Origin of the sequence: Pseudomonas sp. NBRC 111139, assembly GCF_001753955.1 — a bacterium.
Lineage (GTDB): Bacteria > Pseudomonadota > Gammaproteobacteria > Pseudomonadales > Pseudomonadaceae > Aquipseudomonas > Aquipseudomonas alloputida.
Window position 1 is genome coordinate 44,366 of the sequence record NZ_BCBP01000032.1, and the last position, 19,417, is coordinate 63,782.

Annotated in this window: 20 protein-coding genes and 1 pseudogene; 10 read left to right on the plus strand and 11 right to left on the minus strand. The window is 62.0% G+C overall.

The features are described 5' to 3' along the window. Positions 1–132: 132 nt before the first annotated feature. Positions 133–1,005, minus strand: coding sequence for a LysR family transcriptional regulator (locus BJQ17_RS12645; RefSeq protein WP_003253385.1), 873 nt, complete (start codon positions 1,003–1,005; stop codon positions 133–135). A gap of 205 nt (positions 1,006–1,210) precedes the next feature. On the opposite strand from BJQ17_RS12645, the gene BJQ17_RS12650 reads away from it, so the two are divergent. The 3 genes from BJQ17_RS12650 (at position 1,211) to BJQ17_RS12660 (ending at position 5,026) form a co-directional block, all read left to right on the plus strand. Beyond that, on the plus strand, positions 1,211–2,593 hold the full coding sequence (locus tag BJQ17_RS12650; protein ID WP_070096147.1) for a glutamine synthetase family protein: 1,383 nt from the start codon (positions 1,211–1,213) through the stop codon (positions 2,591–2,593). A gap of 4 nt (positions 2,594–2,597) precedes the next feature. Further along, complete coding sequence (locus BJQ17_RS12655; protein WP_003253389.1) at positions 2,598–3,365, plus strand: gamma-glutamyl-gamma-aminobutyrate hydrolase family protein; 768 nt, start codon at positions 2,598–2,600, stop codon at positions 3,363–3,365. A 119-nt stretch (positions 3,366–3,484) separates the two neighbouring features. Continuing rightward, a complete protein-coding gene (locus BJQ17_RS12660; RefSeq protein ID WP_003253391.1) occupies positions 3,485–5,026 on the plus strand; it encodes an APC family permease in 1,542 nt (513 codons plus the stop codon). Between the two features lie 33 nt (positions 5,027–5,059). Here BJQ17_RS12660 and gmk read toward each other — a convergent pair whose 3' ends face one another. Next, complete coding sequence (gene gmk / locus BJQ17_RS12665) at positions 5,060–5,680, minus strand: guanylate kinase (protein ID WP_004575215.1); 621 nt, start codon at positions 5,678–5,680, stop codon at positions 5,060–5,062. A 13-nt stretch (positions 5,681–5,693) separates the two neighbouring features. Then, positions 5,694–6,557, minus strand: a complete 864-nt coding sequence (locus BJQ17_RS12670) for a YicC/YloC family endoribonuclease (RefSeq protein WP_003253395.1) — start codon at positions 6,555–6,557, stop codon at positions 5,694–5,696. A gap of 227 nt (positions 6,558–6,784) precedes the next feature. Between BJQ17_RS12670 and rph the strand changes: the two genes are divergently transcribed. Both rph and BJQ17_RS12680 read left to right on the plus strand, forming a co-directional pair. Continuing rightward, a complete protein-coding gene (gene rph, locus BJQ17_RS12675) occupies positions 6,785–7,507 on the plus strand; it encodes a ribonuclease PH (RefSeq protein WP_003253397.1) in 723 nt (240 codons plus the stop codon). Positions 7,508–7,530: 23 nt separating this feature from the next. After that, positions 7,531–7,899: a DUF4870 domain-containing protein gene (locus BJQ17_RS12680; protein ID WP_003253399.1), complete on the plus strand. Its 369-nt coding sequence runs from the start codon at positions 7,531–7,533 to the stop codon at positions 7,897–7,899. 33 nt (positions 7,900–7,932) lie between these two features. Here the strand turns inward: BJQ17_RS12680 and BJQ17_RS12685 are convergent, their stop codons facing one another. Next, positions 7,933–8,712 (minus strand): exodeoxyribonuclease III, encoded by a 780-nt coding sequence (locus BJQ17_RS12685; protein ID WP_003253401.1) that lies wholly within the window; start codon positions 8,710–8,712, stop codon positions 7,933–7,935. Between the two features lie 80 nt (positions 8,713–8,792). Between BJQ17_RS12685 and pyrE the strand changes: the two genes are divergently transcribed. After that, entirely contained in the window at positions 8,793–9,434 is a 642-nt protein-coding gene (gene pyrE, locus BJQ17_RS12690; RefSeq protein WP_003253405.1) for an orotate phosphoribosyltransferase, read from the plus strand. A 159-nt stretch (positions 9,435–9,593) separates the two neighbouring features. Here pyrE and argB read toward each other — a convergent pair whose 3' ends face one another. The 4 genes and pseudogenes from argB to coaBC all read right to left on the minus strand — a co-directional run bounded on the left by argB (position 9,594) and on the right by coaBC (position 13,714). Beyond that, complete coding sequence (argB, locus tag BJQ17_RS12695) at positions 9,594–10,499, minus strand: acetylglutamate kinase (RefSeq protein ID WP_004575216.1); 906 nt, start codon at positions 10,497–10,499, stop codon at positions 9,594–9,596. Positions 10,500–10,529: 30 nt separating this feature from the next. Continuing rightward, positions 10,530–11,897 (minus strand): annotated as a pseudogene (locus tag BJQ17_RS12700) (phosphomannomutase/phosphoglucomutase); the annotation flags it as partial. Between the two features lie 144 nt (positions 11,898–12,041). Continuing rightward, a complete protein-coding gene (gene dut, locus BJQ17_RS12705) occupies positions 12,042–12,497 on the minus strand; it encodes a dUTP diphosphatase (protein WP_003253408.1) in 456 nt (151 codons plus the stop codon). A 5-nt stretch (positions 12,498–12,502) separates the two neighbouring features. Next, positions 12,503–13,714, minus strand: a complete 1,212-nt coding sequence (gene coaBC, locus BJQ17_RS12710) for a bifunctional phosphopantothenoylcysteine decarboxylase/phosphopantothenate--cysteine ligase CoaBC (protein WP_003253409.1) — start codon at positions 13,712–13,714, stop codon at positions 12,503–12,505. Positions 13,715–13,840: 126 nt separating this feature from the next. Here coaBC and radC point away from each other — a divergent pair, with 126 nt between their 5' ends. Next, positions 13,841–14,521, plus strand: coding sequence for a DNA repair protein RadC (gene radC / locus BJQ17_RS12715; RefSeq protein WP_004575218.1), 681 nt, complete (start codon positions 13,841–13,843; stop codon positions 14,519–14,521). Between the two features lie 134 nt (positions 14,522–14,655). Here the strand turns inward: radC and BJQ17_RS12720 are convergent, their stop codons facing one another. Then, positions 14,656–16,245, minus strand: a complete 1,590-nt coding sequence (locus BJQ17_RS12720) for an ABC transporter substrate-binding protein (protein ID WP_060538443.1) — start codon at positions 16,243–16,245, stop codon at positions 14,656–14,658. Positions 16,246–16,606: 361 nt separating this feature from the next. Here BJQ17_RS12720 and rpmB point away from each other — a divergent pair, with 361 nt between their 5' ends. Both rpmB and rpmG read left to right on the plus strand, forming a co-directional pair. Next, entirely contained in the window at positions 16,607–16,843 is a 237-nt protein-coding gene (gene rpmB / locus BJQ17_RS12725; RefSeq protein ID WP_003253504.1) for a 50S ribosomal protein L28, read from the plus strand. 11 nt (positions 16,844–16,854) lie between these two features. After that, positions 16,855–17,010, plus strand: a complete 156-nt coding sequence (gene rpmG / locus BJQ17_RS12730) for a 50S ribosomal protein L33 (RefSeq protein WP_003253507.1) — start codon at positions 16,855–16,857, stop codon at positions 17,008–17,010. Positions 17,011–17,076: 66 nt separating this feature from the next. Here the strand turns inward: rpmG and BJQ17_RS12735 are convergent, their stop codons facing one another. Next, a complete protein-coding gene (locus tag BJQ17_RS12735) occupies positions 17,077–17,280 on the minus strand; it encodes a hypothetical protein (protein WP_004575219.1) in 204 nt (67 codons plus the stop codon). An 83-nt stretch (positions 17,281–17,363) separates the two neighbouring features. Then, complete coding sequence (locus BJQ17_RS12740) at positions 17,364–17,723, minus strand: cupin domain-containing protein (protein WP_003253509.1); 360 nt, start codon at positions 17,721–17,723, stop codon at positions 17,364–17,366. A gap of 196 nt (positions 17,724–17,919) precedes the next feature. Here BJQ17_RS12740 and BJQ17_RS12745 point away from each other — a divergent pair, with 196 nt between their 5' ends. Continuing rightward, complete coding sequence (locus tag BJQ17_RS12745) at positions 17,920–19,413, plus strand: aldehyde dehydrogenase (RefSeq protein ID WP_003253510.1); 1,494 nt, start codon at positions 17,920–17,922, stop codon at positions 19,411–19,413. Positions 19,414–19,417 lie beyond the last annotated feature (4 nt).

Consider the following 19,417-nt stretch of genomic DNA (forward strand, 5'->3'; position numbering starts at 1 on the left):
GTACCTGCAAACCCTGCGATGCCTTCTTCGCGGGTGAACCCGCTCCTACAGGGACCGCGTAGCTTGTAGCTGCGGGTTTACCCGCGAAAGAGCCGGAACAGACACCCTCAGTGCATGAGCTTGACGATAACCTCAGAGCATCGCGTCACGCAACCGCGGGGTCAGCTCTTCGAACAAGGTCTGCACCGAGCGCAACGCCCGGCAATCCGGCCGGGTCAGCAACCACAGCTGAGTGTCGCAGCCGGGCAGGGGACCGCTGAGAGCATCCACCCCAGGCAGCGCATGCACCATGTAGTCCGGGAGTGCTGCCACGCCCAGGCCGGCCATTACCAACTGGGCGATGGTCGACATGCTGCTGCACTGGTAGCGCGGGCTCAGGCCCGGGTGTTGTTGGTTGCGCCAGACCACCGTAGGGTGGTCCTGCATCGAGTCGTCTGGTGCGATCCACGGCACGCTGGCGGGGGACTCGCTCAGGCGCTCGCGCCACTGTGGCTGGCCGCAGACTACATAGGAGGTCGAACCCAGGTTGCGGCCAACCAGGTGCTCCGGAGGTGTGTTGGTCAGGCGCAGGGCGATGTCGGCGTCGCGCCGGCTGAGGTTGGCGAAGGTATTGGAGGTGCCCATCTCCAGCGACAAAGCCGGGTAGTTGGACATGAACTCGGCCAGCGCCGGCAGCAACAGGCTGTGCATCACCGCCTCTGTGCAGGTCAGGCGCACCGTGCCGCTGACCACCTGCTCGCCACTGGTCATGGCAATGCGCGCCGCTTCCAGCGCCTGCTCGGCACGTTCGGCCTGCTCGGCCAAGGCCTGTGCGGTGTCAGTCGGCAGATAGCCCTTTCGGCTCTTGACGAACAAAGCAGTGCCCAGCGCTGACTCCAATCGGCGGATCGAGCGGAATACGGTCGAAACGTCGACTTTGAGCAGTTCGGCGGCTTTGGCCAGCGAGCGGCCACGTTCCAGTGCCAGGACCAGAGAGAGGTCTGCGTGGGTTATCTGATATTGCATTGATGCACGCTCTGCTTGCCAAATTGCCAATGTCTGTTGCGTCTGGGCCATTTTATAGTGAAACGGCCCCCCGGAATCAATGCGCCCGGTCGGGTAACCAGTCCCCACGATGGGAAAGTGAAAAGAACAACAGCTGCAACCATCGTCGCCCGTGAGGCGCCAGCCGTATCCCCACATCGCCGCAGCACATCAAAGGATGTACACCATGACGTCGGTAACCCCGTGCGCCAGTTCTTCCAGCGAGATGAATGACTTCCTCCAGGCCCATCCGGACACGCAGTACGTAGACCTGCTGATCTCCGACATGAATGGCGTGGTACGTGGCAAGCGCATCGAGCGGGCCAGCCTGCACAAGGTGTACGAGAAGGGCATCAACCTGCCCGCATCGCTGTTCGCCCTTGATATCAACGGTTCCACTGTCGAAAGCACCGGCCTTGGCCTGGACATCGGCGACGCCGACCGTATCTGTTTCCCGATCCCCGGCACCTTGTCGGACGAGCCGTGGCAGAAGCGCCCCACCGCCCAGCTGCTGATGACCATGCACGAGCTGGATGGCCAGCCGTTCTTCGCCGACCCGCGTGAAGTGCTGCGCCAGGTGGTGAGCAAGTTCGACGACCTGGGCCTGGATATTTGCGCCGCGTTCGAGCTGGAGTTCTACCTGATCGACCAGGACAACCTCAACGGCCGCCCGCAGCCGCCGCGCTCGCCGATCTCCGGCAAGCGCCCGCAGTCGACCCAGGTGTACCTGATCGACGACCTCGACGAGTACGCCGACTGCTTGCAGGACATGCTCGAAGCAGCCAAGGAACAGGGCCTGCCTGCCGACGCCATCGTCAAGGAAAGCGCCCCAGCGCAGTTCGAGGTCAACTTGCACCACGTGGCGGATCCGCTGAAGGCCTGCGACTATGCGATCCTGCTCAAGCGCCTGATCAAGAACGTCGCCTACGACCATGAAATGGACACCACCTTCATGGCCAAGCCCTACCCGGGCCAGGCAGGCAACGGCCTGCATGTGCACATTTCATTGCTGGACAAGAAAACCGGCAAGAACATCTTCGCCAGTGACGATCCGCTGCAAAGCGATCCGCTGCGCCACGCCATTGGTGGCGTGCTGGAAACCATGCCGGCGTCGATGGCCTTCCTGTGCCCCAACATCAACTCCTACCGCCGCTTCGGTGCGCAGTTCTACGTGCCCAATGCGCCGAGCTGGGGCCTGGACAACCGCACCGTGGCCGTACGCGTGCCCACCGACAGCAGCGACAATGTGCGCCTTGAGCACCGTGTAGCCGGCGCCGATGCCAACCCGTACCTGATGCTCGCGGCGATCCTTGCCGGCGTTCACCATGGCCTGACCAACAAGGTCGAGCCCGAGGCGCCGATCGAAGGCAACTCCTACGAGCAGCTGGAGCAAAGCCTGCCGAACAACCTGCGCGATGCCCTGCGCGCGCTGGATGACAGCGAAGTCCTCAACCAATACATCAGCCCGGACTACATCGATATCTTCGTGGCCTGCAAGGAAAGCGAACTGGCCGAGTTCGAAGTGTCGATTTCCGACCTCGAGTACAACTGGTACCTGCACACGGTGTAAGCCCATGAGCGCAAATGCGGTCCCTTTGATCGGTGTCAGCGCCTGCCGTCAGCAGGTAGGGAAGAACTCCTCGCATACGGTCGGCGACAAGTATGTCGAGGCGGCCGGCTTTGCCGGCTTGCCACTGATCTTGCCGGCCCGTGATGGCGGCAGCGACACGCAAGCGCTGCTGGCCCGCCTGCACGGCATTGTTTTTACCGGCTCGCCTTCAAATATCGAGCCGCATCATTACAATGGCGCCCCCAGTGTGGCGGGTACCCGGCATGATTTGGCGCGTGATCGCCTGACCCTGCCGCTGCTGCAGGCAGCCATTGCCGTCGGTGTGCCCGTATTCTGCATCTGCCGAGGCTATCAGGAGCTGAATGTGGCCCTTGGCGGCAGCCTGCACCAGCGTGTGCAGGAACTGCCTGGCTACCTTGACCACCGCGAACCTGAGGACGCCCCCCTGGAGGTGCAATACGGCCCTCGCCACTCGGTCAGCATCGAGCCTGGCGGGTTGTTCGAGCGCCTGGGGCTAGTGGCGCAGTTCGAGGTCAATTCGCTGCACAGCCAGGGCATCGACCGTCTGGCCCCGGGCCTGCGCGTCGAGGCACGGGCCCCGGATGGCCTGATCGAGGCGGTGTCCATGCCTGCGGCACCGGGCTTTGTGCTCGGGGTGCAATGGCACCCGGAGTGGCGCTTCAACGAAAACCCGGTTTCGCTGCGTCTGTTTGAGGCGTTTCGCGAGGCCTGCAATGCCTACGCAGCACGGGAGGGCTCACGGCAGGAATGATTCTGGCGTCAGCCGAAGGTCTCGGATGACTCGTCCCCGATAGCAAGCTTTCAATGAGTGAAAGCGAGCCTTGTACCCAAGGCTTGTTAAAACAATTCCAAAATTTACGGCAAATACTCATGAGCAATTACACAGAAGCCGGCCGCCCACCCGATGTGGCGGCCGACGCGGGCAACACTCAGCGCAGCAAAGGCCTGGCCAAGGGCCGCTTGGGCCTGCTGGCCAGCGTGGTGCTGGGCATTTCCACCATCGCCCCGGTCTATACCCTGACCGGGGCCCTTGGCCCGACCGTACGTGAGGTGGGCGCCCACCTGCCGGCCGTGTTCATCGTGGGCTTCCTGCCGATGCTGCTGGTTGCCCTGGGCTATCGCGAGCTGAACTCGGCGGAGCCGGACAGCGGTACTTCGTTTACCTGGTCGGCGCGTGCATTCGGCCCGATGATCGGCTGGATCGGCGGCTGGGGACTGGTGGTTGCCACCACGATCGTGCTGTCGAACCTGGCAGGTGTGGCGGTGGACTTCTTCTACCTGTTCCTTGGCCAGATCACCGGCAAGCATGAGCTGGCAGCGTTGGCCGACAACCTGTTGATCAACATCGTTACCTGTTGCGTGTTCATTGGTTTGGCAGTGTGGATCTGCTGTCGGGGTATCGCCACCACAATGACTGTGCAGTACGGCTTGGTGGCCCTGCAGTTGCTGGTGTTGATCGGCTTTGCTTTCGCCGCTTTCGGCGGCACCACCGCGCCGCCACCGCTGGCGTTCGATTTCGCCTGGTTCAACCCGTTCGGTGTCGAGTCGTTCTCGGCCTTTGCCGCTGGCCTGTCACTGTCGATCTTCATCTTCTGGGGCTGGGACACTTGCCTGACCGTCAGTGAAGAATCGGTGGGCAGCGAAGAGGTGCCGGGCAAGGCCGCTACCTGGACCGTGATGTTGATTCTCGGCCTGTACCTGTTCACCGCCATCGCCACCCTGCAGTTTGCCGGTATCAGTGAAACGGGTCTGGGCCTGAACAACCCGCGCATCCAGGAGAACGTCTTTGCCCACCTGGCCGGCCCGGTCATGGGGCCGCTGGCGATCCTGATGTCCATCGCTGTGCTGGCCAGTACGGCGGCGTCGCTGCAGTCCACCTTCGTGGCGCCGGCGCGCACCCTGTTGGCCATGGGTTATTACGGCGCTGTACCGCAGAAGTTCGCCAGCGTCTGCCCGCGCTCGCAAACGCCGCGCTATGCCACCATCTGCGCCGGCCTGGCCGCAGGCCTGTTCTACGTAACCATGCGTACGCTGAGCGAGAACGTGCTGGCAGATACCATCACGGCATTGGGCATGATGATCTGCTTCTACTATTCGCTGACCGCGTTTGCCTGCGTCTGGTATTTCCGCGGCAGCCTGTTCGACAGCCTGCGCCATTTCATCATGCGCGGCCTGTGCCCGCTGGTGGGTGGGGTGATCTTGTCGGTGATCTTCGTGCGTACCGCCATCGACAGTGCGTCGCCGGACTTCGGCAGCGGCTCGCATGTGGGCGGTCTGGGGCTGGTGTTCGTGATTGCCGCGATCATCTCGGTGCTTGGTATCGGCCTGATGATGCTGTCGCGCATGCGTGCGCCGGCGTACTTCCTCGGGGCTACCCTGCGTCAGCAGGCTACCTTGCCACTGCAGGAATAAACCAATGGGGCCGCTCTGCGGCCCCATCGATCTTTAGCCGATCATTTGCTTCAGCAGCGCCGCATGACGCTGCTGCTGCTTCTTCAACAGCAGCCGATTCGAGCGGAACACCGCTTTCAAGTCTGCCAGCGCCGCGTCGAAATCATCATTGATGATCACGTAGTCATACTCGTCGTAGTGCACCATCTCGCTGACCGCTTCCTTCATGCGCCCGGCAATGATCTCTTCGCTGTCCTGCCCGCGTCCGTCCAGGCGGTGGCGAAGCGCCTCCTGGCTTGGAGGCAGGATGAACACCGACAGCGCCTCTGGCATCAGCTTGCGCACTTGCTGGGCACCTTGCCAGTCGATTTCCAGGATCAGGTCGTAGCCTTGGTCCAAGGTGTGCTGCAGCGCGCTGCGCGAAGTACCGTAGAAGTTGCCGAACACTTCGGCATGCTCCAGAAAGTCTCCTTGCGCGATCAGCGTCTTGAACTCCTCGTGGACGACGAAGTGATAGTTCACCCCGTGCTGCTCGCCCGGGCGCATGGCGCGGGTAGTGTGCGAGACCGAGACGCGAATCTGCTGGTCGTCTTTGGTCAGGGCGGTGACCAGGCTGGTCTTGCCGGCACCCGAGGGGGCCGAAACGATGTAGAGGGTGCCGCTGCTGTGGTTCATGGTAGGGGTGGCCTTACTCGATGTTCTGTACTTGTTCACGCATCTGTTCGATCAGTACCTTCAGGTTGACCGCCGCTTGCGTGCTGCGTGGGTCGAAGGCCTTGGAGCCAAGGGTGTTGGCCTCGCGGTTGAGCTCCTGCATCAGGAAGTCCAGGCGCCGGCCAGCGGCGCCGCCACCCTTGAGCACGCGGCGCACTTCGGTGACGTGGGTGCTGAGGCGGTCGAGCTCCTCTGCCACGTCGCTTTTCTGGGCCAGCAGTACCATCTCTTGCTCCAGGCGCTGTGGGTCCAGCTCGGCTTGCATGTCGCCGAAGCGGTCGAGAATCTTCTGCCGCTGCGCCGCCAGCATCTGCGGCACCAGGGCGCGCAGGGTCGTGACTTCGCTGGCCATGTTGTCCAGGCGTTCGTTGATCAGCCGCGCCAGTTCCTGGCCTTCGCGCTGGCGCCCGGCCTTGAGTTCGGCCAACGCTTCGTCGAACAGCGCCATGGCTTCGGCGTTCAGTGCCTGTGGGTCGCTGGTGTCGGCCACCAGCACGCCTGGCCATGACAGCACTTCCAGCGGGTTCAGGGGGGCAGGCTGCTTGATCAGGCCCGCCACTTCTTCGGCGGCGGCAACCAGTTGCTTGGCGCGCTCATGGTCCACTTTCAGCGGTTTGCCATTACTGTCTTCGTTGAGGCGCAAGGTGCATTCCACCTTGCCGCGTGACAGGCCCTGGCGCAGGCCTTCACGTACACCGCCTTCGAGGTCGCGCAGGGCCTCGGGCAGGCGCAGGTGCGGCTCCAGGTAACGGTGGTTGACCGAACGCAGCTCCCAGACCAGGGTGCCTTGGCTGCCGGCGCGCTCGACACGAGCAAAAGCGGTCATGCTGTGCACCATGGGGAGTACCTCGCGTAATGAATGAACGGTGGGAGCCTCTCGGCTGCAAGGCGCAGGATTGTAGCGCAGTGTCGCCGTGGCGCCCAATCCGCCTATGTTACCGACGGGTGGCTACTGCGGTAGGAAAAGGCGACGGGCTGTGCCGGGCGCGACAATAGGCATGTCTTCCCCGGGCTGCGGGCTCTATAATGCTCGGCAGATTCAAAGTCCCAGTACAGGTATCCCAGATGAAACGTCCAAGTGGTCGCGTTGCCGATCAGCTCCGCTCGATCCGCATCACCCGCAACTACACCAAGCACGCCGAAGGGTCGGTACTGGTCGAGTTCGGTGACACCAAAGTCATCTGCACGGTCAGCGTTGAAAACGGTGTACCGCGCTTCCTCAAAGGCCAGGGCCAAGGCTGGCTGACCGCCGAGTATGGCATGCTGCCGCGCTCCACCGGCGAACGTAACCAGCGCGAAGCCAGCCGTGGCAAGCAGGGTGGCCGCACCCTGGAAATCCAGCGCCTGATCGGCCGTTCGCTGCGCGCCGCGCTGGACATGAGCAAGCTCGGTGACATCACCCTGTACGTCGATTGCGACGTGATCCAGGCCGATGGCGGTACCCGTACCGCGTCCATCACCGGCGCCATGGTTGCCTTGTGCGACGCTTTGGCAGTCATCAAGAAGCGCGGCGGCCTCAAGGGCGGCAACCCGCTCAAGCACATGATCGCAGCGGTATCTGTCGGCATGTACCAAGGCGAAGCGGTGCTCGACCTGGACTACCTGGAAGACTCCGCAGCCGAAACCGACCTGAATGTGGTCATGACCAGCGCTGGTGGTTTCATCGAAGTGCAGGGTACTGCCGAAGGCGCACCGTTCCAGCCGGAAGATTTCAACGCCATGCTCGCTCTGGCGCAGAAGGGCATGAACGAGATTTTCGAGCTGCAGCAGGCAGCACTGGCTGACTGAAGCCAGCCACGGAGGTGCGGGGCATGAGCGATTCGAACCTGTCGATCACCCCGCCCAATGCCGAAATCCGGCAATGGGCGATGTTCTGCCACCTCTCCGCGCTGTTGGGCCTGGTAGTGCCGCTCGGGCACCTGCTGGGCCCGCTGGTGCTATGGCACCTCAAGCGCGAGCAAGACCCTTTTATCGACGCCCAGGGCAAAGAGGCGCTGAACTTTCAAATCAGCGTGACCATTGCCGGGTTCATCTGCTTTCTGCTGATGTTCGTGTTTATCGGGCTGGTGCTGTTTGCCATGCTCACGGTGGCAGTGATGATATTGATCATCATTGCGGCGGTGCGGGCGAATGAGGGCAAGCCTTATCGCTACCCGATGATCTGGCGGCCGATCAAATAGCCATTGGGGCTGCAACGCAGCCCCAATGGCCTTTTAGATGGTCAGCGTCCAGTCATAGTCGACGATCAGCGGCGCATGCTGGGAGAAGCGTGGCTGACGCGGCAGGCGAGCGTTGCGTACGAAGCGGCGCAGGCCCGGGGTGAGAATCTGGTAGTCGAACCGGTAGCCCAGGTTAAGCATCTCGGCTTGCTCGTTGTCTGGCCACCAGCTGTACTGGTCGCCTTCACGGCTGACTTCGCGCAAGGCATCGACATACCCCATCTCGCCAGTGATTGCATCCATCCAGGCGCGTTCTGGCGCCAGGAAGCCTGGCGACTGCTGGCTGTCACGCCAGTTTTTGATGTCGAGCTTCTGCTGCGCCACGTAGAACGAGCCGCAATAGATGTATTCGCGACGCTTGCGACGCTGCTTGTCCAGGTACTTGGCGAAGTCGTCCATCAACTTGAACTTCTGGTTCAAGTCTTCGTCGCCGTTCATGCCCGAAGGCAGCAGCAGGCTGGCAATACTGACTTTGTCGAAATCTGCTTGCAGGTAACGCCCGTAGCGGTCGGCTGTCTCGAAGCCCAGGCCGGTGATGACTGCCTTGGGCTGCATGCGCGAGTAAAGGGCCACACCACCTTGGGCTGGCACCTCCGCGTCGCAGGCATAAAGGAAATAGCCATCGAGCTGGAAAGCTGGGTCGTCGAGTTCAAAGGCCGAGGCGCGGGTATCCTGAAGGCAGATGACGTCGGCATTCTGGGCTTGCAGCCAGCTGAGCAAACCACGCTCGGCCGCAGCCTGAATGCCATTTACGTTCACACTGATGATCCGCATAAATGGCCCCATAAATCTCGTGCGTGTATGATACCCGAGCTCAACCCATTTAGCTAAATCCGTGGTGTCCGGGACTATTCATGCAGCCGTATCAGCGCGACTTTATCCGTTTTGCCATCGATCGCGGGGTACTGCGTTTCGGTGAATTCACCCTGAAATCGGGGCGTACCAGCCCGTATTTCTTCAATGCCGGCCTGTTCAACACCGGTTCCGCCCTGGCTGAACTGGGCCGTTGCTACGCCGCCGCCATCGTCGACAGCAAAATCCCCTTCGATGTGCTGTTCGGCCCGGCCTACAAGGGTATCCCTTTGGCGGCGACTACCGCCGTGGCCCTTGCCGACCAGCATCAGCTCGACGTGCCATGGTGCTTCAACCGCAAGGAAGCCAAGGACCACGGCGAAGGTGGCAGCCTGGTCGGCGCGCCGCTGGCCGGTGACGTGCTGATCATCGACGACGTGATTACTGCCGGTACCGCCATTCGTGAGGTCATGCAGATCATCAACGCCCAGCAGGCCAAGGCCGCTGGTGTACTGATCGCGCTGAACCGTGAAGAGCGCGGCAATGGCGAACTGTCGGCGATCCAGGAAGTGGAACGCGACTTCGGTATCCCTGTGGTCAGCATTGTTTCGCTGACCCAGGTGCTGGAGTTCCTGGCTGACGATCCACAGTTGAAGCAGCACCTGCCGGCTGTGGAGGCCTATCGGGCGCAGTACGGGATCTGATCCTGGCCTAGGAATGAAAAAGGCGACCTTCTTCAGAGGGTCGCCTTTTTTTGTGCCGCCTGATCTGGCCCTTTCGCGGGTAATCCCGCTCCTACACGGGGATTTCCTTTGTAGGAGCGGGTTTACCCGCGAAGAGGCCAGTGCAGGCTAACCGATCAATCAGCGCGGCTTGCGGTTGGTAATCAGGGTGCCCACGCCGCTGTCGGTGAAAATCTCCAGCAGCACTGCATTCGGCACGCGGCCATCAATGATGTGCGAGCTGTTCACGCCGCCCTGTACCGCATCCAGCGCGCACTTGATCTTCGGCAGCATGCCGCCATAAATGGTGCCGTCAGCGATCAGTTCGTTGACCTGCTCGGTGGTCAGGCCTGTCAACACCTGGCCCTGCTTGTCCATCAGGCCGGCGATGTTGGTCAGCAGCATCAGCTTCTCGGCTTTCAGCGCTTCGGCAACCTTGCCCGCCACCAGGTCGGCGTTGATGTTGTACGACTCACCGTTGGCACCCACGCCGATTGGCGCGATGACCGGGATGAAGTCGCCCTTCACCAGCATGTTCAGCAGGTCGGTGTTCACGCTCACCACTTCACCGACGTGGCCGATGTCGATGATTTCCGGAGTGGTCATCTCTGGCGTCTGGCGGCTGACGGTCAGCTTGCGGGCGCGGATCAGCTCCGCGTCCTTGCCGGTCAGGCCGATGGCGCTGCCGCCGTGGCGGTTGATCAGGTTGACGATGTCCTTGTTGACCTGGCCACCCAGCACCATTTCCACCACGTCCATGGTCGCCGAGTCGGTGACGCGCATGCCGTCGATAAAGTGGCTCTCGATCGACAAGCGCTTTAGCAGGTCGCCGATCTGCGGGCCACCGCCGTGGACCACCACCGGGTTGATGCCCACAGCCTTCATCAGCACGATGTCACGGGCGAAGCCCGTCTTGAGCTCCTCGCTCTCCATCGCGTTGCCGCCGTACTTGATCACCAGGGTCTTGCCGACAAAGCGGCGGATGTAAGGCAGTGCTTCGGACAAAACCTCGGCTACATGGGAAGCGGCATCGCGATCGAGGGTCATGCAGGGCTCCTGTAAGGAACAGATAGTCGGTCAGAACGGCAGTTGCAGCTCAGGCTCTACCCGCAGCAACTGGGTGCGGAAAACATCCTTGATACGTTGCAATTCGGCGTCGCTGTCGGCCTCGAAACGCAGCACCAGCACCGGAGTGGTGTTGGAGGCGCGAACCAGGCCCCAGCCATTGGCGTAGTCGACCCGCACACCGTCAATGGTGGTCAGGTGGGCTTCGCCCCAGTCGGCGTCGCGTTGCAGTGCATCAATGATGCTGAATTTACCCTCGTCGGTCACATCAATATTGATTTCCGGCGTGGAAATATCATTCGGGAAGGCGGCAAACAGGTCTTCGGCGCTCTGCTGGGTCTTGCTGAGGATCTCCAACAGGCGCGCGGCGCTGTAGATACCGTCGTCAAAACCGTACCAACGTTCCTTGATGAAGATGTGACCGCTCATCTCGCCTGCCAGCAGCGAACCGGTCTGCTTCATCTTCTTCTTGATCAGCGAATGGCCGGTTTTCCACATCAAGGCGCTGCCACCGTGCTGTTCGATCAGCGGGGTCAGGCGGCGGGTGCATTTGACGTCGAAGATGATCTCGGCACCTGGGTTGCGCGACAGCACGTCCTGGGCAAACAGCATCAGCAGGCGGTCGGGGTAGACGATGCTGCCGGTGTTGGTCACCACGCCGACGCGGTCGCCGTCACCGTCGAAGGCCAGGCCGATATCGGCACCGGTTTCCTTGACCTTGGCGATCAGGTCTTCGAGGTTCTCCGGCTTGCCCGGGTCCGGGTGGTGGTTGGGGAAGTTGCCGTCGACCTCGCAGAACAGCGGGATCACTTCGCAGCCCAGGGCTTCGATCAATTGCGGTGCAACCACGCCAGCGGCGCCGTTGCCGCAGTCCACCACCACCTTGAGCTTTTTCGCCAGCTTTACGTCGCCGACGATCTGCTGGAAGTAGCGGTCGAGGATCTCGACCTTTTCCACGCGGCCTTGGGCCAGGGTCAGGTCGTTGGTTTTCAGGCGGGTCAGCAGGGCCTGGATCTGTTCGTTGGCCAAGGTGTCACCGGCGATGACGATCTTGAAACCGTTGTAGTCCGAAGGGTTGTGGCTGCCAGTCAGCATCACACCGGACTTGCCGGCTAGCACGTTGGCTGCGTAGTACAGCGCCGGGGTAGGTACCAGGCCGACGTCGCTGACGTGGCAGCCCGCATCGACCAGGCCCTTGATCAGCTGTTCCACCAGCATCGGGCCCGACAGGCGGCCATCGCGCCCTACCGAAACCTGCGGTTCGCCCTGGGCCAGGCTTTGCGCGCCGATGGCGCGGCCGATCCAGTAGGCGGTTTCGGCGTGAAGGGTCTTGCCGACCACGCCGCGTATGTCATATGCGCGGAAAATGCTGTCGGGCAATGCGGCGGGGACCAGGTGGGCCATGTCGTTCATCTCTGGAAGCTCCATTAGTCAAAGGCTTTCTGGGCAGGCGCAAACTGAACGCTTGGACGGTGGTTTCGCCAGAGAGTTCGCCATCCTTGGCCTGAACGGTCATTTGCCGGCTCAGTGGCTGCCGGAGTGACCGAAGCCGCCAGCGCCACGCTGGCTTTCGTCGAATGCTTCGACGATGTCGAAGTGAGCCTGCACCACCGGTACCAGCACCAGCTGGGCGATGCGCTCGCCCACCGCGATGGTGAACGGCGTGTTGCCGCGGTTCCAGCACGACACCATCAGCTCGCCCTGGTAGTCCGAATCGATCAGGCCGACCAGGTTGCCCAGCACGATGCCATGCTTATGGCCCAGGCCCGAGCGCGGCAGGATGACTGCCGCCAGGCCCGGGTCGCCGATGTAGATCGACAGACCGGTAGGAATCAGAATGGTCTGGCCCGGCTCGAGGAGGGTGTCTTCCTTGAGCAGGGCGCGCAGGTCGAGGCCGGCGGAGCCGGGGGTGGCGTACGCGGGTAGCGGGAATTCGCTGCCCAGGCGTGGGTCGAGGATCTTGGCTTGAAGAGCGTGCATGTAACTTATTGAACCTGGTTAAGCCGTTCGGCGATGAAGGCGACCAGTTGCCGGGCAATCTTGCCCTTGCTGGTCTGCGCGAAGAGGGTCTGGTGCTGCTGGCGGTCGATCACGGTCAAGGCATTTTCTTCGCTGTTGAAGCCGATGCTGGGGTTGGCCACATCATTGGCGACGATCAGGTCGAGGTTCTTGTCCTTGAGCTTGCGCGTGGCGTAATCGAGCAGGTGCTCGGTTTCGGCGGCAAAGCCGACGCTGAACGGGCGGTCGGCGCGGCCAGCAATGGTGGCAAGGATATCGGGATTACGCACCATCTGCAGCAGCATGCCGTCGCCGGTCGTAGGATCTTTCTTCAGTTTTTGTGTGGCAACCACTTCGGGGCGGTAGTCCGCAACCGCTGCCGAGGCAATGAACAGGTCGCACGGCATGGCCGCTTCACAGGCCGCGAGCATGTCTCGCGCGCTGACGACGTCGATGCGGCTGACCCGGTCAGGGGTTGGCAAGTGCACAGGGCCCGTGACGAGGGTCACCCGAGCCCCTGCTTCGGCGGCCGCTTCGGCCAGGGCGAAGCCCATCTTGCCGGAGCTATGATTGGTGATGTAGCGCACCGGGTCGATGTTTTCCTGGGTCGGCCCGGCGGTGATCAGCACGTGCTTGCCGGTCAGTGCCTGGCGCTTGAAGCTTTCCGCGGCGCACCAGGCCAGGTCGGTGGCTTCTAGCATGCGCCCCAGGCCGACGTCGCCACAGGCCTGGCTGCCGGATGCCGGGCCGAACACCTGAATGCCACGGCTCTTGAGCAGCTCGAGGTTGGCCTGGGTGGCCGGGTCGCGCCACATGGCCTGGTTCATCGCCGGCGCCACGGCGACGGTGGCGTCAGTGGCCAGCACCAGCGTGGTCAGCAGGTCGTCTGCCATGCCCTGGGCCATGCGTGCCATGAGGTCGGCGGTAGCTGGGGCGATCAGCACCAGGTCCGCCCACTTGGCCAGTTCGATATGGCCCATGGCAGCTTCGGCGGCCGGGTCGAGCAGGTCCATGTGTACGGGGTGGCCCGACAGCGCCTGCAGGGTCAGCGGGGTGATGAATTCGGCACCACCCCGGGTCATGACGACGCGCACCTGCGCGCCGTGCTCCAGGAGACGGCGAATCAGCTCGGCGCTTTTGTAGGCGGCAATGCCGCCACCCACGCCGAGAACGATGCGCTTGCGATACAGCCGCTGCATAGGCTTGCCTTTTTCCAGTGAGAGCGGGCGGCGACGTTTGAAAATGCCTGCGGCGGAACGTCGCATGTACGAGGCGAAATAGATTAACACAGGGCCGAAATGGGCCGCAGCAAAGGCAGGGGTGGAATGAACATCAGGGAGTGGCCGGCGCAAGAACGGCCTAGGGAGAAGTTGTTGCAGCGAGGGGCAGGGAGCCTGACAGATACGGAGCTGCTGGCCGTTTTTCTTGGCTCAGGCGTACGTGGGCGTAATGTCGTGGAGCTTTCGCGAGGCTTGTTGGTGAAGTTCGGCAGCTTGCGCCGGTTGCTGGAGGCCGACCGCGAGGCCTTCGTCGGCGAGCTTGGGTTGGGCCCGGTGAGGTACAGCCAGCTGCAGGCACTGCTTGAGATCGGCCGCAGGCACCTTGCAACGTCGATTGAGCGCGAGTCTGCCATGGACAGCCCGGCAGCGGTGCGACGCTACCTGAAAGCCATGCTCAGGCATGAGGCCAGCGAGGTGTTCGGGTGTCTGTTTCTCGATACCAAGCACCGGCCACTGGCATTTGAGATCCTGTTCAGGGGCACGATAGATCGGGCGAGTGTCTATCCGCGAGAGGTGGTGCGACGGGCGTTGGTGCACAACGCTGCGGCATTGATCCTGTGCCACAACCATCCGTCAGGGATCAGTGAACCGAGTCAGGACGATGTGCATTTGACCCTGTCGTTGAAGCGGGGGCTGGCGTTGATTGATGTGCGGGTGCTGGATCACATCATCATTGGTGATGGGGAGCCGTTGTCGATGGTCGAGCATGGGTGGATTGTGGCCTGAGGGACTACTGAGAGCCTTATAGGGTCAGTACGGGCCCTTTCGCGGGTAAACCCGCTCCTACAGGGGTAGCGTCAACTACCAGGCTGGCGCTGTCCTGTAGGAGCGGGTTCACCCGCGAAGAGGCCGTTACAGGCTTACTTGGTCACCGACACCTTGCTGAAATCCAGCCGCCCGAACGGGCTCACCTGGTACCCCTCGACGCCTTGGCGCAGCAAGGTCGCCGCCGTCGGGTGCGCCAGTGGCACCCACAGCGCCTGCTGCTGGATCAGTGTCTGCGCCTGTTGGTACAGCCGGCTGCGCACGCTCTGGTCGTTGGTGGTGCGCCCGGCGCTGATCAGCTGGTCGAGGCGGCTGTCGCAGAAGCGTGCGAAGTTGGTCCCTGACTCGACCGCCGCACAGGAAAACTGCGGGCTGAGGAAGTTGTCCGGGTCGCCGTTGTCGCCCGCCCAGCCCATGAACAGCAAGTCATGCTCGCCGGCCTTGGCGCGGCGTATCAGTTCGCCCCACTCGATCACGCGGATCTCCGCTTTCACGCCAATCTTCGCCAGGTCGGCTTGCAGCATCTGCGCGCCTAGGCTGGGGTTGGGGTTGAGCAGGCTACCCGAGGGCCGGGTCCAGATGGTGGTACTGAAGCCTTCGGCCAGCCCGGCCTTGGCCAGCAGGGCTTTGGCTTTCTTCAGGTCCAGCGGGTAGCCGGGCAGGTCCTTGGCGTAGCTCCAGGTGTTAGGCGGGTAGGGGCCGTTGGCAGCCACCGCAGAGTCTTCGAACACGGCCTTGAGGTAGGCCTGCCTGTCGAAGGCCAGGTTGATCGCTTGGCGCACTTCCGGCTTGTCCAGCGGCGGGTGCTGGCTGTTGATGGCGACGAAGGCAGTCATGAATGCCGGGGTGGTGGCCACCTTGAGGTTACCGTCCTTGCCCGCTTCGGCAATGTCCAACGGCTTGGGCGACAGGGCAACCTGGCACTCGCCACGCTTGAGCTTCTGCAGGCGCACGTTGGCATCGGTGGTGATGGCGAAGATCAGCGGGTCGACCGCCGGCTTGCCGGCGAAGTAGTCCGGGTTGGCGCGGTAGCGCACCACGGCGTCTTTCTGGAAACGCTGGAACACGAACGGCCCGGTGCCGATCGGTTGGTTGTTGAGCTTTTCCGGTGTGCCGGCCTTGAGCAGCTTGTCGGCGTATTCGGCGGAGTAGATCGAGGCGAAGCCCATGCTCAGGGTGGCCAGGAAGGTGGCGTCCGGGTGGCTGAGGGTGAAGCGCACGGTGTTCGGCGACGGTGCCTCGATCGCCTTGATCAGGCTGCCCAGCTGCAGCGATTGGGCATGCGGGTAGCCGCCCGGCGCGGTCTTGTGCCAGGCATGGGCCGGGTAGAGCATGCGCTGGAAGCTGAACAGCACGTCGTCGGCATTCAGCTTGCGGCTTGGCTTGAAGTAGGGGGTGCTGTGAAACTTGACGTCATCGCGCAGGGTGAAGTCATACACCAGGCCGTCGGCCGATACCGTCCAGTTGGTCGCCAGGCTCGGCACCACCTTGCCTTGCGCCGCATCGAACTCCACCAGGCGGTTCATCAGCACGTCGGCGGTGGCGTTGGTGGTAGTGAGCGAATTGTACTGCACCACGTCGAAACCTTCGGGGCTGGCCTCGCTGCAAACGCTCAGCGGAGCGGCCTGGGCAACGCCGGCGGCGAACAGGGAGGTGAACAATAAGGAAAGTGCGGCGGCACGCATGGTGGCTCCTTGGCTGTCAGTGGCCCATCTGCCAGTGCAGTCTGTAAAAGGCCTACCCTAGTGCGCCCGCCGGCAAATGACCACACCCTTTTTTGCAAATCTTGCGACGAGCGGTCGACGACTGGCGGGGCCTGCCGCTATGCTGGCCCGGCGCGTTCTGGCTAGCGGTAATGTGCATCTACTGTTGTTGCAGCCAAGTCTTTCTGGTATAAAGCAGCGCTCTTTTCTAGGGGCTCGGCCTGTCGCATCAGCGGATCCGGTCGATAAGGCCTCCAGAATCACGGCGCCCAGGCGCCAAAGACTGAGAGATTAAGCGGCCAACCCATGCCGGGTTGGGCATGTGGTTTTAGAGGGCTGAGTCATGTCGAGAGTCTGTCAAGTTACTGGTAAGGGTCCAGTAACCGGGAACAACATTTCCCACGCAAACAACAAAACCCGTCGTCGTTTCCTGCCGAACCTGCAGCACCACCGTTTCTGGGTTGAATCCGAGAAGCGTTTCGTGCGTCTGCGCGTTTCCGCCAAAGGCATGCGTATCATCGACAAGCGCGGCATCGACGCCGTTCTGGTTGACATCCGTAAAGCTGGCGCCAAGGTTTAAGGGAGAGCATCATGCGTGAATTGATCCGTCTGGTTTCGAGTGCCGGTACCGGCCACTTCTACACCACCGACAAGAACAAGCGCACCACCCCGGACAAAATCGAGATCAAGAAATATGATCCGGTTGTTCGCAAGCACGTGGTGTACAAGGAAGCCAAGATCAAGTAATTGATCGGCGACCTGAAAAAAACCCGCATCCGAAAGGACGCGGGTTTTTTTTGGGCTGCAGCAGGGTCAGTTGAAGGCGAAACTCTGGATCATCAGGTCGGCGTCGGCCTTGATCTGGATGCGCGCTGCGTCGTAGTCGCGGGTGGACATCTCGTTGGGGCCAACCACGCGAGTGCGCCCGGTGAGGGCGCAAATGGTGCCTTTCAGCTCCGGCACGTAGCGGGTGCCGACCAGGTGAGCGAGGGTTTGCAGAACTTCTTCGTTGGTCATGCTGATTTTCCTTGTGAGGCTGAATGGCCCGAAACGGGCAGGGTCATCCTCACGCATGCCTGCAAAATCCCTGCGCTACATAATTATTTCTGCTCGAACATCACATAGATCTTGCGGCACGGCTCCAGCACCTCCCAAGTGCCTTTGAAGCCGGCGGGGATGACAAACCGATCGCCGGCACGCAGGGTTTTAGCCCCACCGTCCTGGTCGCGCAGCACCGAAACGCCCTGGACGATCTCGCAGTATTCGTGCTCCGTGTAGTTCACTGTCCACTGGCCCACCTCACCTTCCCATACGCCAGCGGCAAACTGCCCACACGGGCTGGAATAATGGTTGTAGACCGCCTGGTCCGGTTCGCCCTTGAGAATTTTCTCTGCTGCCGGGCGGTAGCGTTCGGCTTCGGTGAGGACCTGCGCGAAGTCGATGATGCTATCGATACTCATGGTTCGGCTCCTGTTGTTGTTTAATAAAATGAACATCAGTAGGCTTTTGAGCCTCTCGTGTCAAATATATTGATAGTTTACACCGGCTGGTTTAGGGTATCGCTTGCCAGTGTGCGCTTGGCGCCCGGCCAGAATTCTGACAACGCCTGTGAGTCCTCAGTGCGGCGTTGCACCTAAACAAGAGGAGGAGTTTCGTATGACCACCCTGACCCGTGCGGACTGGGAACAACGTGCCCAGCAACTGAAGATCGAAGGCCGTGCCTTCATCAACGGCGAATACACCGATGCCGCATCCGGTGAAACCTTCGAGTGCCTGAGCCCGGTCGACGGACGCTTCCTGGCCAAGGTTGCCAGCTGCGACCTGGCCGATGCCAACCGCGCTGTTGAAAACGCTCGTGCCACCTTCAACTCCGGCGTGTGGTCGCAGCTGGCACCGGCCAAGCGCAAGGCCAAGCTGATCCGTTTCGCCGACCTGCTGCGCAAGAACGTCGAAGAGCTGGCGCTGCTGGAAACGCTGGACATGGGCAAGCCGATTGGCGACTCCTCCAGTATCGACATCCCAGGTGCGGCCCAAGCCATCCACTGGACTGCCGAAGCCATCGACAAGGTCTACGACGAAGTTGCCCCGACCCCGCATGATCAGCTTGGCCTGGTTACTCGCGAGCCGGTAGGTGTGGTCGGTGCCATCGTACCTTGGAACTTCCCGCTGCTGATGGCCTGCTGGAAGCTCGGCCCGGCGTTGGCCACCGGTAACTCGGTCGTGCTCAAGCCGTCCGAAAAATCGCCGCTGACTGCCATCCGCATCGCCCAACTGGCGATCGAAGCCGGTATCCCGGCTGGCGTGCTGAACGTGCTGCCAGGCTATGGCCACACCGTGGGCAAGGCACTGGCCCTGCACATGGACGTCGATACCCTGGTGTTCACCGGTTCGACCAAGATCGCCAAGCAGCTGATGGTTTACGCGGGCGAGTCGAACATGAAGCGCATCTGGCTGGAAGCCGGTGGCAAGAGCCCGAACATCGTCTTTGCCGATGCCCCGGACCTGCAAGCTGCCGCCGAAGCCGCCGCCAGCGCCATCGCCTTCAACCAGGGCGAAGTGTGCACTGCAGGTTCCCGACTGCTGGTCGAGCGTTCGATCAAGGACAAATTCCTGCCGATGGTGGTAGAAGCCCTGAAAGGCTGGAAGCCAGGCAACCCGCTGGACCCGCAGACCACTGTCGGTGCCTTGGTCGATACCCAGCAGATGAACACCGTACTGTCGTACATCGAGGCTGGCCACAAGGACGGCGCCAAGCTGCTGGCCGGCGGCAAGCGCACCCTGGAAGAGACCGGCGGCACCTACGTCGAGCCGACCATCTTCGACGGCGTGACTAACGCCATGCGCATTGCCCAGGAAGAAATCTTCGGCCCGGTGCTGTCGGTGATTGCCTTCGACACCGCCGAAGAAGCCGTGGCCATTGCCAACGACACCCCGTATGGCCTGGCAGCGGGTATCTGGACCTCGGACATTTCCAAGGCCCACAAAACCGCCCGTGCCGTGCGTGCGGGCAGCGTCTGGGTCAACCAGTACGATGGTGGCGACATGACCGCGCCGTTCGGTGGCTTCAAACAGTCGGGCAACGGCCGTGACAAGTCGCTGCACGCACTGGAGAAGTACACCGAGCTGAAGGCGACCTGGATCAAGCTGTAACCCG